This is a genomic window from Dellaglioa sp. CoH-57-MRSF-22 (assembly GCF_056781895.1).
Window position 1 is genome coordinate 1 of the sequence record NZ_JBXAXT010000159.1, and the last position, 319, is coordinate 319.

Here is a 319-nt window from a genome sequence, read left to right on the forward strand (position 1 = left end):
GCCTGCGTGCGTGGCGTTTCAAACAATCCGAAAGCGGTAAGGGAGAAACCCTGTACGTAGAACAGAAGGGTGAAAAGAAAGCAGCCGAAGATTCGGAGGACTAAATGACGTTTAACCCGCTTGTTCTCGCGACCCGCGAGGAAATGGAACAGGCGGATGACCTCCTTCTATCACTTACGACATTGGCCAAGCCGTCTAACGGAAGTGGCGGCACGGCAATGTCGCATGTGGAGACCATGATGCGGATGCAGGGTCATGATCCTGTATCTGAAGATAGCGCGAACCCGCCACCAGTGCGTCGTTCGCGTTTTTTCTATTC

1 protein-coding gene is annotated in these 319 nt (G+C 53.3%); it reads left to right on the forward strand.

The genetic code is table 11. The annotated features are described in order from the left end of the window. Positions 1–104: 104 nt before the first annotated feature. The coding region (locus tag AC1RPR_RS08640) for a hypothetical protein (RefSeq protein ID WP_481763541.1) at positions 105–319 on the forward strand (215 nt) is incomplete at its 3' end.